8 protein-coding genes are annotated in these 14,740 nt (G+C 35.4%); 4 read left to right on the top strand and 4 right to left on the bottom strand.

Annotation, left to right across the window (positions count from 1 at the left end; genetic code table 11):
* The first annotated feature begins 37 nt into the window (after positions 1–37).
* Complete coding sequence (locus C8P67_RS11775) at positions 38–949, top strand: AEC family transporter (protein ID WP_115813380.1); 912 nt, start codon at positions 38–40, stop codon at positions 947–949.
* A gap of 40 nt (positions 950–989) precedes the next feature.
* Positions 990–2,210, top strand: coding sequence for an MFS transporter (locus C8P67_RS11770; RefSeq protein ID WP_115813379.1), 1,221 nt, complete (start codon positions 990–992; stop codon positions 2,208–2,210).
* A gap of 83 nt (positions 2,211–2,293) precedes the next feature.
* Here the strand turns inward: C8P67_RS11770 and nudK are convergent, their stop codons facing one another.
* The 4 genes from nudK to C8P67_RS11750 all read right to left on the bottom strand — a co-directional run bounded on the left by nudK (position 2,294) and on the right by C8P67_RS11750 (position 10,234).
* Positions 2,294–2,875 carry a GDP-mannose pyrophosphatase NudK gene (gene nudK / locus C8P67_RS11765; protein ID WP_115813378.1) on the bottom strand — a complete coding sequence of 194 codons (582 nt, stop codon included), beginning with the start codon at positions 2,873–2,875 and terminating at the stop codon, positions 2,294–2,296.
* Between the two features lie 488 nt (positions 2,876–3,363).
* Positions 3,364–5,340 (bottom strand): glycoside hydrolase family 127 protein, encoded by a 1,977-nt coding sequence (locus C8P67_RS11760; RefSeq protein ID WP_115813377.1) that lies wholly within the window; start codon positions 5,338–5,340, stop codon positions 3,364–3,366.
* A gap of 295 nt (positions 5,341–5,635) precedes the next feature.
* A complete protein-coding gene (locus tag C8P67_RS11755) occupies positions 5,636–7,273 on the bottom strand; it encodes a RagB/SusD family nutrient uptake outer membrane protein (protein ID WP_211319909.1) in 1,638 nt (545 codons plus the stop codon).
* Between the two features lie 18 nt (positions 7,274–7,291).
* The gene (locus C8P67_RS11750; RefSeq protein WP_115813375.1) at positions 7,292–10,234 is read right to left on the bottom strand and encodes a SusC/RagA family TonB-linked outer membrane protein; all 2,943 of its coding nucleotides are present in this window, start codon (positions 10,232–10,234) and stop codon (positions 7,292–7,294) included.
* A 535-nt stretch (positions 10,235–10,769) separates the two neighbouring features.
* Between C8P67_RS11750 and C8P67_RS11745 the strand changes: the two genes are divergently transcribed.
* Both C8P67_RS11745 and C8P67_RS11740 read left to right on the top strand, forming a co-directional pair.
* Positions 10,770–13,937 (top strand): ligand-binding sensor domain-containing protein, encoded by a 3,168-nt coding sequence (locus C8P67_RS11745; RefSeq protein ID WP_115813374.1) that lies wholly within the window; start codon positions 10,770–10,772, stop codon positions 13,935–13,937.
* Complete coding sequence (locus tag C8P67_RS11740; RefSeq protein WP_115813373.1) at positions 13,934–14,695, top strand: response regulator transcription factor; 762 nt, start codon at positions 13,934–13,936, stop codon at positions 14,693–14,695. The genes C8P67_RS11745 and C8P67_RS11740 overlap by 4 nt, the downstream gene beginning before the upstream one ends.
* The last annotated feature ends 45 nt before the right edge of the window (positions 14,696–14,740 follow it).

Below are 14,740 nucleotides of genomic sequence, written 5' to 3'. Positions count from 1 at the left end.
AAATTTAAAGTGGTATTTTTGCAGTCAACTTCGCATTATGTACAATATCATTTTAATCTTCGTCTGTTTATTGCTCGGTGTTCTTTTACAAAAAGTAAAGCATTTGCCGGTCAATTTACATAAGAAGCTGAATTATATTGTTATTTATTTTTGTCTTCCCTCATTAGCCTTATTTTACATTCCAAAAATTGAACTGGACACAAAATTATTGTATCCGATTGGTGTTACCTGGATTGGTTTTATAACAGCAATTTTGTTTTTTAGTCTGCTTGGCGCGAAATTAAAATGGTCCAGAAAACTGACAGGCTGCATGATTATGACTGCGGGTTTCAGTAATACGTCTTTTCTGGGATTTCCTATTATTCAGGCTTTGTATGGAAATGAAGGATTAAAAATGGCTATTTTGGTAGATCAGCCGGGAACTTTTGTTGTGCTTTCTACTTTGGGTATTTTTATCGCTACTTTATATTCAACAGGACATCCTGACGTATTTCAGATCATTAAAAAAATACTTTTTTTTCCGCCGTTTATTGCTTTTCTGCTGGCTTGTTTTATGAATGTTTTTCATTTCGATTTTCATGAATACATTCAGTTTAGTCTTCAGAAAGCGGGAAGTGTAATGACTCCGTTAGCAATGCTTTCGGTAGGACTGCAGCTTCAGTTTGACAGAAAGAGCAAGCATTTCAAATTTTTGGGATTAGGACTTGTCTATAAATTAATCATGACTCCGGCTTTAATTTACCTGCTGTATGTTGTGATTATGAAGCAACATTCGCAAATGATTCAGGTTTCGGTTATAGAAGCGGCAATGGCTCCGATGATTTCGTCGAGTATTATCGCTTCTTCGTATGGTTTAAAGCCGAGATTATGCAGTATGATGATAGGTTTTGGAATTCCTCTTTCCTTTATCACATTAGTGTTTTGGTATTTTATTGCCAATTCTATCTAAAAAATATTTTGTTACAATTTATAATTCAATTAATTTCAACATGAGCACTTCAGCCGAAACATTAACAAAAAATAATACGACTCCATTAGTTCAAAAAACAGTTTATTCCATTTTATTTTCAATTGCATTTGCACATTTGTTAAACGATTTAATGCAGGTTGTTATTCCTTCTACTTATCCTTTATTGAAAGAAAAATTCAATCTTTCTTTTACTCAGATTGGAATGATAACTTTTGTTTTTCAGCTTACGGCTTCTATTTTACAGCCTTTCGTGGGATTTTATACCGATAAAAAACCAAAACCGTATTCATTGGTATTTGGGATGGTTTTTTCTGTTTCGGGTCTACTGTTTTTATCGCTTTCAACTGCTTTTTGGATGTTATTAGTATCTGTTGCTTTTGTAGGGATTGGTTCGTCAATATTTCACCCGGAAGCTTCTCGTGTTGCTTTTTTGGGTTCTGGCGGGAAACGCGGTTTAGCACAGTCTATTTTTCAATTAGGAGGGAATGCAGGAAGTGCCGTTGGTCCATTATTGGTGGCTTTGATTGTGGCACCTCATGGACAGTCTTACATTATTTGGTTTATGATTGCAGGTATTTTGGGAATGATTATTTTGTCTAAAATTGCTGGCTGGTATCAAAATCATTTGGAACTGCGTGCTTCAAAAAAAGTAATTCTTGAAGAAGAAACCATTCATTTGTCCAAAAGAAAAGTCAATATTTCACTTGCTATTTTACTGTTCTTAATCTTTTCGAAGTTTATCTATATGGCGAGCATGTCCAATTATTTTACTTTTTATTTGATGAATAAATTTGGTCTCAGCATACAGGATTCTCAATTTTATCTGTTTGGTTTTCTGGCATCGGTGGCGGCAGGAACATTAATCGGTGGTCCTTTGGGAGATCGTTTTGGAAGAAAGTATATTATTTGGATTTCTATTCTTGGGGCAGCGCCTTTTACATTATTACTGCCTTATGCTAATTTGTTTTGGACTGGGATTTTAGCGGTAATCATTGGGGTAATTATAGCTTCGGCATTTTCGGCAATTTTGGTTTTTGCACAGGAATTAATGCCTGGAAAAGTAGGAATGGTTTCGGGATTATTCTTTGGCTTTGCCTTTGGAATAGCGGGAATTGGTTCGGCTCTTTTAGGGTATTTAGCGGATCAGACAAGTATTGAGTACGTATATAAGATAACTTCTTTTCTTCCGTTAATAGGAGTGATTACTTATTTTCTTCCGGATATGAAGAAGAAAAAATAGTTTTCAAATCACTAGCTTTAGCTAAAAAATAATAAACCATATAAGATTTAGTACTTCTTATATGGCTTATATGTTTTGATATGTTAAACCAAATTGTGGATTTTGGCATACTGCAGTAACATAATAGTTTTGGCATCTTTTATTTCGCCAGATTCTATCATGACATATGCTTGGTCAAATGGAATCTCTAGAACCTCAATTTCTTCATGTTCGTTTGCCAGTCCTCCGCCTTCATTTACTTTCATGCTGATGTCATATTCACCTATGAAGTAATGCAGAATTTCGGTTACCGCTCCCGGTGACATATAAGCTTCAAAAACTTTTTTAACTTTTTGTATCCGGTAGCCAGTTTCTTCTTCGGTTTCACGGATGATACAGGCTTCTGGATTGTCTTCATCTAATAATCCTGCGCAGACTTCGATTAATAAACCACTTTTGTTACCGTTCAAATAGCTGGGTAATCTAAATTGGCGTGTCAGAATAACAGTTCCTTTGCGTTTATCGTACAGCAAAATTGCGGCTCCATTGCCTCTGTCGTATACTTCACGCTCTTGAGTGTCCCATTCACCGTCCTTTTTTTGATAGTCAATTGTAACTTTGTTTAGGATGTACCAATTGTCTGAAAGCAACTCAGTTTTTTGTATTTTGTATTTAGGATTGTTCATGTACGTGATTTATAATTAATGGCTCTAAAATTGGCAGTTACATTGAAAAAAAAACATTTAAATTATAAAACCGATTGTCTGGCAATGATGCGAAAACTTTTTAATGCTTAGTATTAGAACCGTTAAGCGAATATACGCAGATTTTGTAAACTTAAAGATGGTAGTTTTTCCTTTTTTAAAATTACATTCAGTATCTATTTAGGAGAAGTATATTTGGCATTCTTTTTTTTAATCTGAATTCATGAAATTGAAACTTTATCATTCTCAAATGCTCTTTTGCACATTTAGATTTCTGTTAGGCTAGGATATTTTTTGTTATGAAATTCAAAAAAAAAGCCTGCAGGAACCACCCTGCAGGCATTGTAAAAACCACACCATAACCATAAGATATTACAATTTCATTATAGCTGTACTGTAATGAGCATTGCTATTTAATTGTTTCAGATAATATAGCTCTCTGTTTTTTCATAGATGAAAAATAAAGTATATTATTTTTTAACCCATACTTTCATTTTGCCTATTCCTCTGTTACTCCATGTGTAATAAGGTATCGCTTTAAACTCTTTTGTTTCGGTTGTGCCTTCGATAGTATAAATACCATTTAGCAGATCAGGCTGCTGCTGAGTTTTAAATGAGGTTTTGTTATTTATTCTAATATCCTCAATGTTTTTATTATCAGCTTCTTCTATAGAATAAACCAAAGGACCGTACTCTAAAGCAGTCTTGTTTTGATTCTCTTTAATTTTTTTACTGGCTGTCACTTCACGAACACTCATTGGTAATTCAAGATCTATACTATCTCCTTTATTCCATGTACGGTTAATAATAAAATATCCTTCTTTAATTGTACTGTCCTGAACTTTACCATTGATTTTTATAACAGGATTAGCTGTTGATTTTTCGGTATAGCTGTATAAGCCTCCCGGCATTACTTCGTTTCTTGCCCATCCCGGAATACGCAGTTTTAAAGTAAATTGACCCGCTTCTTCAGGAGTAACGGTTAATTTTATTTTGCCATCCCAAGGATAGTTCGTTTCCTGACTGATTTTTAATTTATGTGAATCCAGTGATACATCTGCAGTATTACTCATATATAAATTAACAAAAAGGGTGTTTTTTTTCTGAGAGTAAACAAGTCCTGGAATTGCCGGAATGAAACGAATAAGATTAGTAGGGCAGCAGGAGCAGTCAAACCATCCGGATCGAGAGCAGGCTCCTATGTTAAAAGTATATTTACCATCTGATTCCAAAGGATTTGGGTAGAAAAACTCAGTTCCTTTTAGTGAAATTCCCGGTATAACGGCATTAAACATTGTTCGTTCGACTATGTCAGTATATTTTACATCACCAGTAAGATTAAAAAGGCGCTCATTCCAATATATGCTGCCAATGGCTGCACAGGTTTCATTATAAGCCGTTAGATTGGGAAGTTCATAATTTTTACCGAATGATTCTCCCTCATGTTTGGCTCCAATGCCTCCAGTAAGATAGATTTTTTTCTCTACCATATTATGCCACAATTTATCAACCGCTTCGCGATAGCTTTTATCTTTATATATCGCTGCAATGTCGGTCATTCCGGCATACATATAAACAGCCCGCACAGCGTGCCCCACCACTTCATCCTGCTGCACTACAGGTTTGTGATCTTGTGCATATTCGTGGTAATTCTCTTTTTTATTAGGATCGCCACGATGATCTAAGAAAAATTTAGCAAGTTTGATATACTCTTCTTTACCTGTAATCTCGTAAAGTTTTACCAGCCCGGTTTCAATTATCTGATGACCTGGAACTGCTAAAATTTTGCCCTTTTCATCTCCAAATGTTTTTACAAAAAGATCAGCATTTTTAAGTGCAATATCTAATAAGTTTCGTTTTCCTGTTGCTTTAAAATGAACGGCTGCAGCTTCATACAAATGGCCAGCATTGTATTCTTCGTGGCTCATATTCATATATTCCCAGCGGACTCCATCTACTACTTTTACCCAGTCAGCAGGCGGTTTTCTTGGATTTATCGTACGCCATGTAGTTAGATAACCATCTTTTTCCTGACCAATTTTTATAATGCCAATTAAGGAATCCAGCAATACTTCGAGTTTTGGGTCAGGTGAACTGATTAAGGAGTTTGAAGCTCCTTCGATAATCTTGTAAACATCACTGTCGTCAAAAGGCATTTTTCCTTTCACTTCGCCTTTTTTAACACCTCCGGCAATCAGGAAATTTTCGAAACGACCTTCCTCACTGCATTTTGCGATAGCATATTCAATTGTTTTTTCCTGTACTCTCTTTATGATTGGCAGCCAAAATTTATCAGTAATTTTAATATTACGAATCGGTATTGGCTGTATAGGATATGCGTTGGCAACGAGAGAACTAGTGTTTTTTATTTCATTTGTCGTTTGTGCAAAGCACTGTACTGATAGTGAAACTAAAATGGTAAGCCCTAAATTTTTTAATGTTTTCATTTTATGTGTCGGTTTTCATTCTTTATTTCACGAAGCTTAATTTCGCTTTAATCGATTGGCTCTTTGTCTGGATTTTTTGTTTTAGCATTTCAAAGGATGATGATGACTTAAACAAAAAATAATAGGGTCTTTTTGTGGTATATGATTCTCTAAATTAATAGCATAGAGTGTTTTATAATGCCTTTTTATTTTTTTATTCAATAGAAAAAGACAGCTTGTCAAGTCAGTGCAATAGAAACTTTTATTATTACTAAAAAAGATTTCTATTGCACTCAATTTGACAATATTTTAAAGGTTAATTAGGATAACCTGGGTTTTGCTTCAGATTTGAGTTGGTCAGCAAAGCAGCCTGCGGAATTGGATAGATACTTCTGTACGATTGACTCACATCATGCGAGAACCATGACTTTGTGTTAAAAGCTCCAAAACGTATCATATCTTGTCTTCTTCTGCCTTCCTGGTTAAATTCCCACGCCAGCTCATCAAGGAATCTGCCATACTGTATGTTTGTTCCTCCCTCAGAAGTATTCTGATTTGTATCTCTGCGGCCGTAATCATAAGTACTTCCTCCTTGTAACTGCGTTCCGGTAACTGCTGCTTTTGCAGGGTTTGCTGCAAATGCTCTTTGTCTTACCTGTGTAACAATTGTTGCTGCATCAGCGGCATTGCCAGTTCTTAGAAGACATTCTGCTTTCATCATCAGAATATCAGCATAACGAAATAGCGGGAAATCATTGCTAAGAATATTACTGCTGCCTGATGCAATTTCAAATTTACCAAATCTATAACCATGTATTTCTTCGGAAGCATCTATACTTGGTACTTCATTTATGTAGTCTAATGGCTGACCACTGAATGCTCCCATTGTACACATTAATGGCTGGCCTGTCGAACTATACTGCGGTCCGAAAATAAAGTTAGCTGTCAAGCGGCTGTCACTCGGATCAAAACTGCTTATGAACTGTGGAGTAGCACACATACCGCCCCATGGTGTCTGCTGTAAATTATAAGTCGCTTGATTAGAGGGCTGTAGTGACTGCATGTGTATATCAAAGGAATTCCAGTTTGTACTGTAGGTCTCATCAATAGCAATACCAAATATAATCTCGGATGAATTTTGATTTTCTGTAATAAATACATTTTTTTGGCTGGCTTCCAAAGTGTATAAGCCCGAATCAATTACTGCCTGACATGCTGCCTGAGATTCGTTCCAATGTGCTGTACCTGTATATACTTGTGCATTAAGATATACCTTGGCTAGCAGGGTGTACGCAGCCCATTTATTAAATCTTCCGTAGTATTCTTTGCTTTTGGATTCATCAAGTGCATCGATATTATTGGTAATTTCACTGACCACAAAATTGTAAACTTCCTGTCTGGAGCTTTGTTTTGGCAGAAAACCTTCCGGAACGTTAAAATCAACACTCAGCGGAACATTTCCATATAAATCCAATAGTATGTAATAATAGGATGCTCTCAAAACTTTTAATTCCGCCATCGTTTTTATTTTGGCTTCAGGCGTCAGTGGTATCACATTGCTTTCAATCTGATAAATAAGTTTGTTACAATTAGTGATTCCTGCATAAGTACGAAACCAGCCCTGATATACAATATCATCTTCTTTAAACCAAGTGTGCTGGTGCATTCTTTTATAAATACCTCCATCTACCCAGCCATTAGGACGGGCTGGTATTATAATTTCATCAGCAGTTGCTTCTTGTGATCTCCAGATACCATTCCAGAGCAAGAGAGTTTCTCCCCAGGCAGTATAACCAGAACCAATCAGGGCAGCTACATCGTCTGGTGTAGGTTTAAATTCTTCGGCGATAATCTGGCTGTAATTTTCATTTTCCAGTGTGGTACAGGCTCCTAATATTAATAGAAGAGTCAAACCAATGCCTTTATTAATTTTGCTTATTACTAAGTTTTTCATTTTAATTTTTTTTAAGGTTTAGAATGACACATCAATGCCAAAGTTAAAAGTACGTGCTGTCGGATATTTATCTCTGTAATCATTACCAGGCGCTAATCCGGCGCGGTCAACCTCTGGGTCAATCCCTTTGTATTTAGTAATAAGGAAACCGTTAAGACAAGAAGTGTAAATTCGGGCAGAATTTATATACTTACCTAATTTTTTGAAATTATATCCTAAGGTAATGTTGTCAATTTTCCAGAAATCTCCATCTTCGACATAATAACTGTTGTATTCTAAAGGAGCAGTCAATTTTGCTTTGCCATATACTAAATCCTCAGAACTCTTTAAACGGTTGTAATACTGTATGGTTGGATTTTCAAGGTACATGCGGTCAAAATTTAATATTTGATATCCGAAAGCTCCTCTCATATTTATGGCTAAATCCCAATTTTTAAATTTGAAATTGTTATTCCACCCTGCATAAGCTTTAGGCAGACCATTTCCTAAACGCTGCTTGTCTTCTGTAGCATGACTAAATTCATCATAATTTTTACGTGTCCCGTCTGGTGTTTCGTAAATCCATTTTCCTGTTTCATCAATATCAACAACCTTAAAACCATAAAAATCTCCTACATTTTGTTCAACTTCAACAATATGGGTAGAAGTCTGTATTGGCTCGCCTGTGCCACCTGTGTAAAAATAATCCTGACTTGCCTTATATAGATCGTTTGAAAGACTTACAAGTTTACTCTCATTGGTAGAAAAATTAATACTGGTAACCCATTGAAAATTTTCAATAGTTATGGCATTAACATTTACTATAAATTCAAGGCCTTTGTTTTCCAGTTCTCCAACATTTGCACGTGTTGTCGGGTGCAAGTTTGGAGGAGTTGGTACTGAATAATCATATAAAAGATCTTTGATATTACGCTGGTAATAATCTACCGAACCAGTAATAAAATTATCAAAGAATCCAAAATCTACCCCTAAATTGGTTTCATGTTTCTCTTCCCATTTTAGATATGGATTAGGATTCTGCGTAGGTACTAATGACCTTATCCATTCTCCATTGTAATAGAAGTAAGAACCATACCCTAACAATGCCACTGCACCGAAACCATCTGGATTAGGCGTTCCTGTAACACCATAACCTGCTCTTAATTTAAATTCGTTTACAAAAGTCAGGCTTTTCATGAATTCTTCCTGGGAAATTCTCCAGCCGGCAGAAACTGCAGGAAAGGTACCCCATGGACTTTCAGTTTTGTAAAGCTGGCTGGCGGCTTCATGACGCAGACTCATCTGAAGCAGATATTTTCCGTCAAATGAATAATTAATTCTGCCAAAGAAACTGATCAGGTTAGTTTTTGCCGTTGTGCCTCCAATATTAGCATATTTACTGCCTTTTTTAAAACCAAGACCCAATCCAATATTATTGTAGCCAAAAATATCCGTCTGAAAATCATTATTGGTCATAAAATAATCACGCAGAAAATTGTCCTGAAAGCTGTAACCTCCCAATACTGTAAAATCATGTTTATCTATTTTTTTTGAATATTGTGCGGTTAGCTCTAATAAACGATCCTGAGTCTCTCTGGTTCCATTAGATGCAAAACCATTTACACCGCTCCTTGTGTTTGAAATGTGCTGTTTAGTTTCAGCATAACCTCTTGTTTCATTATACCTTGAATAAGAGCCTAATGCCGAAAGTTTTAAACCTTCTAAAGGATAATATTCAACTGTTCCGTTAAAACGACTGAAATTATTTCTATTTTGACCATCCGACTCATTAAGTCTGCCCAGAGGGTTGTCATAATTAAAATTAGCAATATCCGAAGGAGAATCCCATGAACCATCCTCATATTGTTTTGGCGAAGTAGGATTTCTAAGCAATGCCTGACGATAAACATAGCCATTAAAGCTGTAGCCATCACCAGTCGTAGTATAATTACCGCTTCTGTTTAAAAAACCAAGATTGACCTTAACTTTATCATCAAACATATTATGGTTGATATCTACTCGTCCGGTAAATATATTGTTATCAGATTTCTGAAATATACCTTCAAGCAGCCTCATATTTAGGGTTGCCAGATAATTTGTTTTATGATCCCCTCCGCTAAAAGTCAGATTATGCGTCTGGCTTATAGGATCTTGTGAGATAGCATCAAGCCAGTCTGTTGAGGATCCTTGGTCAAAACTTGCATTTCTTGTTCCCGCAGCAATTTGATTTTTGTAATCCTGCGCAGTCAGCATATCCAAATGCCTGCTAATTTGCTGTGTACTCAGATTTACAGAATAGGATACTTTGTTTTTGTTGGAACCAGATGCTTTTTTTGTTGTTATAAGTATCACCCCATTGGTTCCTCTTGTTCCATACATAGCTGCCGCAGATCCGTCCTTTAGTACGCTCATCGATTCTATATCTTGCGGGGCTACAGTACCAAAATCCCCAGGTATACCATCTATTAATATTAAAGGACTTGCATTACTGCCAAGAATAGTACTTGTTCCTCTTAATACTACCTGTGTTGCTGCAGTTGGATCACCGCTAGGTAAAGAAATGGACAATCCAGCTACTTTTCCCTGGATTAGCTGTCCTGCATCATTTACACTCCCAGTATTAAAATCTTTAGATCTTACGGTTGATACTGCGCTGGTAACCTGCTGTTTTTTCAGAGTTCCATAACCTACTATTGTTACTTCATCAAGCTTTTGTGCATTTTCTTCTAGAACTATTCTAAATTTGGTCTGGCCTTTTACAGCAATTTCCTGAGTAATATATCCCATATAAGAAACTACCAGGACAGCATCTTCAGGTGCTGAAATTGTAAAACTCCCATCAAAATCGGCACTGACTGCTGTCTGTGTACCCTTAATCAGTACTGAGGCACCTGGAAGAGGCATGCCATCAGCTCTGCTGGCAACAATTCCCGTTATCGGTCCTTGCTGCTTATTTATATAAGTATTGCTATAGCCAAACATATTTAGGCTAAAAAGAAAAAGTAAGAGTGATAAAAAAGGGATTCCCTTGTTAAACCCTCTGACGTACTGGTTAGTATTCATCATATTTAAAGTTAATTGGTTACAAACGATTGCTTTTTTAGAGTGACATTGCTTATCCCTAAATATGTTATATAGGAGGTTATGATAAACAAGGAAAAAAATCTCATTAAGCGTTTTAATAGTTATAGCGAAGCAAAAGTCAGCAGAACAGCGAAAACGTTTTCTTCATTAAATCCCAAAAACTCAACATGCAGTACCACGGATAAAATCGAAGTTCTGTATGCTTATTGATAGAATGCCAAACCTTTGGGAACAATTGATTTACTTAGGGAAATACAGTAAAATACTAATGAATATTAAAAGGGAATGGGGGATTTTGTAAGAATATGTAAAGGAATTATTAAGTTGTTTTCTACAATAAATACCAAAACTTCAACACGAAGTTCCATATACGGTCTTTGTAAAATAAAATAGAGAAAAAACAGTTATCTTTGATTTTCAATTTGATAATGGAATGCGTAAATTTTTACACAAAAAGAAATTATTTATAACTATTTTAGTGTTTGTGGTAATTAATACCGCTGTCTATCCGCAAACATATTGTTTCAGACACTATGAGGTTGAAGCGGGAATTTCTAACAATGCTGTCCTTTGCGGTACACAAGATAAACTTGGGTTTGTGTGGTTTGGAACACGTGACGGTATAAATAGATTTGACGGATATAATTTTAAAATTTATAGATTCCCTGAAAACAACCAAATTCACTCGTTACATCTTAATAATTCTGGGACTTTAATTACGGCTACAGAAAGAAACATCTACGAATACAGCCCTGTTCTGGATGCGTTTGTTTTATTAGTTTCTCCAAAAAAATATCCTATTTACACTGCAGTTTCAGATAATAAAGAAAATATTTGGTATAATGCCGGTTTGGTTTTGTCCAAATATTCAAAAAAAAATAAGAGTGTAAAAACATATGATTTTTTTCAGGCATCTGCATTGATTGTTGATAAGAAGGGAATTATATGGGCAGCGACTTCTGGCGGAGTACTGAAAAAGTATGATGAGGCGACTGATAGTTTTAAAAGTTTTAATCTTTACTCCCATTCCGAAAAATCAGTATCACGATATGCCAGCTGTATTCAAAGCACTTCTGACGGAAAAATTTTAATTGGTACAAATAGGGGAGGAGTTAAAATTTTTGATATTAAAAGCGAGACGTATAAAGATATTGACCTTTGCGGAAAAAAAACTACTGATTTGTTTATTCGATGTTTTTTAGAAGTTTCACCAAAGGTAATTTGGATTGGTACAGAGACGGGGATTTACAGCTATAATACAGAGACGGAAATATCTTTTAAGATTGAAAAAAATAGTGCCGATGAGAATGCAATTTCAGACAATGTGGTGTATTCGCTTTTTAAAGATAAGGAAGGCGGGGTTTGGGTTTGTACTTATTTTGGAGGCATTAATTATTTTCCTATGCAGTACACTCCTTTTAATAAACTATATAAGCAATCTTCAGAGAAGAAGCTTAGCGGAGATATTGTAAGGGAGATAACAAAAGATCCTCTGGGTAATTTGTGGATTGGTACCGAGGATGGCGGGCTGAATAAACTAGATGCAAATACTAAAAAAATGCAATATTATCAGCCTGATAATACGGCTAACAGTCTTTCCTATATTTGTGTCCACAGTCTGCTTTCGGTAGAAAATGAATTATGGGTTGGTACATTTTTCCATGGACTTGATATTTTTAATATTAGAACGGGTAAAGTAATAAGACACTACAGTGATAATCCAAAGAAAGGTTTTTATTCCAGTTTTCCTTTTTGTATGCTTAAAACAGAAAGTAACGAATTAATAGTAGGAGCATTTCCGGGTTTATACAAATACAACCGTGCCACTGATTATTTTTCGCCTATACCAAACTTTCCTGGTAATGAAAATTACAAATGTATTCTGAAAGATTCCGAAGGAACCCTTTGGGCTGGTATTGCGGGCAAAGGCGTTATGTATCATAATGAAAAAACAGGTAAATCGGGCAGTTTTACTTTTGATCTGCACGATAAAAACAGTATTTCCAGTGATATGGTAAATTCCATATTTGAAGACAGCAGAAAAAATATGTGGTTTGCAACCGAAAACGGTTTGTGCCGATTTACGGGAAAGAAAGATAAATTTATCAGATACAATGTCGCAACTGGTTTTCCCAGCAATTTTATACTTTCTATACTTGAAGATGAAAAAAATAATTTATGGATAAGTACAACAAAAGGGTTAGTCTGTTTTGATCCCGCAAAAAATAAAGTAACAACCTATACAACGGCAAACGGCCTGCTCAGCGATCAGTTTAATTTTTGCTCAGCTTACAAAGATAAAGACAATAAAATGTATTTTGGAAGTGCGCGGGGGCTGATAAGTTTCAACCCGAGCGAATTTAAAGTCGATAGTTTTGTTCCTCCGGTTTATGTAACAGGACTGCAGATAAATAATAAAGAAATTATGGCAGGACAAAAAGGTTCGCCATTACTGAAATCTATTATTTATGCCCCAAAAATAACACTGCAGTACAATCAGTCCACTTTCAGTCTCGATTTTTCGGCATTGGGCTACACAGCTCCACAGGCTTTGGTTTACGCTTATAAACTGGAAGGGCTGTCTAATAAATGGACCTACGTTAAAAGCATTAGAAAAGCAAATTTCACCAAGCTTGAAAAGGGGATATATGTTTTCAAAGTAAAAGTGGCAAGTACCGCTGGCATTTGGAATGATAAAGTAACTAGTATTACAATAGAAATTCTGCCTCCCTGGTGGCTGAGTATCTGGGCTTACATGGCTTATTTTGTATTAGGGATACTGCTTATTTATTTAATCTTAAATTATTATCATAACAGAGCGCAGGAAAAAAATAGGCGAAAAATTGAAAAGCTTGAAATAGCCCGCGAAAAAGAGGTGATGCAGATTGAGATTGCAAAAGAAAAAGAAATGCTTGAGGCTAAAATAGAATTTTATACCCAGGTGGCACATGAAATAAGAACACCTCTCACTTTGATCAAGATACCGTTGGGGAAAGTTATCAGAAAAACGGAGGAGATAGACGAGATTAAAAATAGTCTGAAAATTATGGAAAATAATACGGACAGACTCATTACGTTAAGTAATCAATTATTAGATTTCAGGAAAACAGAAATAAAAGCTTATAGTCTTTCATTTGAAAAAGCAGATATCTGCGAACTTTTAAATGATGCTTACCAAAATTTTTCAGTTCTCGCCGATCAGGCCGAAATAAAGTTACAGCTTGAAATTCCTGAAGATCCTTTGTTCGCTTCTGTAGATGTTGATGCGTTTACTAAAATACTGTATAACTTATTGAGTAATGCTGTTAAGTATGCAGAAACAATAGTTAATATTGTTTTGCTCCCTGACCAGCCAGATATTAATCATTTTACTATCCAGATAAAAAATGACGGGTATTTAATTCCTGATGAACTGCGTGAAAAGATCTTTGAACCTTTCTTCCGGATAAAGGAAACTGAAACAAAAACCGGTTCCGGAATTGGGCTTGCTCTTGCCCGTTCTATTGCACAAACCCATAATGGTAGTCTGGTGCTTGAAAATAAAGAACAAGATAAAAATATATTTTCTCTTACTTTGCCTATTAACAATTTAGAACCATGAAACACACTATTCTTTTAGTAGATGATAATGCCGAGCTGTTGGAAGTATTGAGTGATGAATTATGCGGAAAATACAATATAGAAACAGCATCCAATGGAGAAGAAGCATTAGAGATTTTGTTTGATTCCGATATTAAAGTTGTTGTCTGTGATGTGATGATGCCTGTTATGGATGGTTTTGAATTTTGCCGTATTGTCAAATCAAATTTAGATTACATCCATTTTCCGGTAATTTTATTAACTGCAAAAAATACGTTACAGTCACGTATTACAGGTTTGGAAATAGGTGCCGATGCTTATATCGAGAAACCTTTTAGTATGGAACATTTAAACGCCCAGATTAACAATCTTATCTTGAACAGGAACAAGCTGAAAAATTATTTTGTAGAATCGCCTCTGGAAAATTTTAAAAATATCGATCAGACTAAATCGGATGAAATCTTTTTAGAAAAGTTAAACGAGGTTATTCATAACAATATTGACGACCAGTTTTTGAATATTGAGAAACTTTCAAAATTAATGAATACAAGCAGGACAAGTCTGTTTCGTAAAATCAATTCGATATCCCATTTGACTCCAAATGAATTAATTAATACAACTCGTTTAAATAAAGCGGCGCAATTGTTAACCAAGACCGATTATAAAATTTTTGAAATTGCTTATATGCTGGGTTTTAATTCACAGACAAGTTTCGGAAGAAGTTTTAATAAGCAGTTTGGCATGACTCCAACTGATTATCAAAAGCAGAAGAAAAAATAAAATGCTCGTCAAAAAGTATAAAAAAAGGCTGTCTAATTTTTTAGA

The sequence above is a fragment of the Flavobacterium aquicola genome (assembly GCF_003385115.1).
Classification (GTDB): Bacteria; Bacteroidota; Bacteroidia; order Flavobacteriales; family Flavobacteriaceae; genus Flavobacterium; species Flavobacterium aquicola.
Note: the sequence above shows the minus strand (reverse complement) of the source record. Positions and strands in the feature narration are given on the sequence as shown.

Bases quoted from the DNA above. Each gene is read 5' to 3' on its own strand.
- C8P67_RS11775 (WP_115813380.1), top strand. From the start codon at position 38: ATGTACAATATCATTTTAATCTTCGTCTGTTTATTGCTCGGTGTTCTT.
- C8P67_RS11770 (WP_115813379.1), top strand. From the start codon at position 990: ATGAGCACTTCAGCCGAAACATTAACAAAAAATAATACGACTCCATTA.
- nudK (WP_115813378.1), bottom strand. From the start codon at position 2,875: ATGAACAATCCTAAATACAAAATACAAAAAACTGAGTTGCTTTCAGAC.
- C8P67_RS11760 (WP_115813377.1), bottom strand. From the start codon at position 5,340: ATGAAAACATTAAAAAATTTAGGGCTTACCATTTTAGTTTCACTATCA.
- C8P67_RS11755 (WP_211319909.1), bottom strand. From the start codon at position 7,273: ATGAAAAACTTAGTAATAAGCAAAATTAATAAAGGCATTGGTTTGACT.
- C8P67_RS11750 (WP_115813375.1), bottom strand. From the start codon at position 10,234: ATGTTTGGCTATAGCAATACTTATATAAATAAGCAGCAAGGACCGATA.
- C8P67_RS11745 (WP_115813374.1), top strand. From the start codon at position 10,770: ATGCGTAAATTTTTACACAAAAAGAAATTATTTATAACTATTTTAGTG.
- C8P67_RS11740 (WP_115813373.1), top strand. From the start codon at position 13,934: ATGAAACACACTATTCTTTTAGTAGATGATAATGCCGAGCTGTTGGAA.